Below are 1,650 nucleotides of genomic sequence, written 5' to 3' on the forward strand. Positions count from 1 at the left end.
AAGACCTCGACCCTTACCCGGCCATCGACGCGCCGACCGGACTCAACCACCCTCTACACCCCGAATTGTGAAGAGCCCCTAATAGACTCTTCACATCGTGAAGGGATGACGCGAGCAGGCGGGGCTCAAGCGTCTACTCCACACCCCCGAGGGCACCTGGCCAAGCTCGGGGGTGTGGGTGATTACTGAATCTGCGATGCGATTACGCCTGCCGACAGGAGGTCTCCACGCTCTGCGGCACTGATCACCTCGTCCAACAGGGTGAGGTTGTCATGGACGGTCGAGGCAGCGAGAAGGTCGCTGGCGTGCTGCGGCTGGAGTTGGGCCTGACGTCGGGCCACGGTGGAAGCGACATCGGCCGGAGCCATCCCGGCGTTATGTGCGCGCAGGTAGGCGGGTGACCTGCCCCCATTGTTAGGTCCGGACGGTGTGTGAGTCGTCGGTTTCTAATTGATGAGTGCATTGCCGAGCGTAGTCGACCGGTGCGAGGTAGTCGAGCGATGAGTGCCGGCGATCGTGGTTGTATTCGGTTTTCCAATCGCCGATCACGACTTGGGCGTGCAGGAGCGAATAGAAGCTGTTGATGTTCAGGCACTCGTCGCGAATCCTGCCGTTGAACGATTCGATGTAGCCGTTGCGCCACGGCGACCCGGGCGGGATATAGCTCAAACCGATGCGAGTACCGGCCCAGTCGGCCATCGCCTCACTGATCAGCTCGGGACCGTTGTCGCACCTCAGCACCGCCGGGGCGCCCCGGCCTGCGACGAGGTCGTCAAGGTGGGCGGCGAGTCGATCAGCGGTGATGGAACGTTCCACAAGCCCGCCGATGCATTCGCGGGTGTGCTCATCCACGATGGAACAAATCTTGATCGGCCGACCACGCTCATCACTGTCGAATTGGAAATCGATCGCCCACACCACGTTCGGCGCTACCGCGACTGGTACGTCGACGGTGGAGGCACCGATGCGTTTGCGACGGCGACGCCGCGGGACTCGCAGACCTTCCTCACGCCACAGCCGCTGAATCTTCTTGTGATTCACGACCCACCCTTCGGCGCGGGCATCGTGATAGGCCCGGCGGTATCCCCACCGCGGGTGCCTCTGCGCATAGTCGCGCAACCAGTCCCGTAACGCCCGGTCTGGGTCGGCCACGGTGTCGGCTTGCATCGGGCGGCGGTAGGCCGATCGGGACAGCCCGGCCAGGCGGCACGCCATCCGCTCACTGATCTGTAGTGTCCTGATCAGGTGAGTCACTGCGGCGCGGCGCCGGTGCGGGCCTAGAAGTTTCCCTCAGCCAGCTCCTTGAGCGCAGTCTTCTCTAGCTCGGCCTCGGCCAAGAGCCGCTTCAGCGTTGCGTTCTGTTTCTCGAGCTCTTTGAGACGCTTGGCATCGTCGGCCTTCAACCCGCCGTACTGGTTGCGCCATCGGTAATACGTTTGCTCCGACACCCCGAGCTCTCGACTCCGAGTAGGCGACAGAGAGTCTCGTGTAGGTCAGGATCAGAGATGTCTTGATCGAGGAACAGGTAGTAGTGACGATTGCCCGGGGTCCCGGATGCGACGGTGACACCCCCGGGTCTGCTGCACGATCAGGTGACAGTGATTAGTCACGCAGCCTGAAGGGCTGGTGTGGTCATGATCGTCTCGTACT

Annotated in this window: 1 protein-coding gene and 1 pseudogene; both read right to left on the reverse strand. The window is 62.5% G+C overall.

The window, feature by feature from the left end:
* Positions 1-182 precede the first annotated feature (182 nt).
* Entirely contained in the window at positions 183-368 is a 186-nt protein-coding gene (locus tag ACQ260_RS17265; protein WP_432560706.1) for a hypothetical protein, read from the reverse strand.
* 46 nt (positions 369-414) lie between these two features.
* A pseudogene (locus tag ACQ260_RS17270) lies at positions 415-1,460 on the reverse strand (IS3 family transposase); the annotation flags it as partial.
* Between the last annotated feature and the right edge of the window lie 190 nt (positions 1,461-1,650).

This window comes from Ammonicoccus luteus, from assembly GCF_050880385.1.
GTDB lineage: Bacteria > Actinomycetota > Actinomycetes > Propionibacteriales > Propionibacteriaceae > Enemella.

Excerpts from the sequence above, each read along its gene's own strand:
- ACQ260_RS17265 (WP_432560706.1), bottom strand. The coding sequence starts at position 368 with ATGGCTCCGGCCGATGTCGCTTCCACCGTGGCCCGACGTCAGGCCCAA.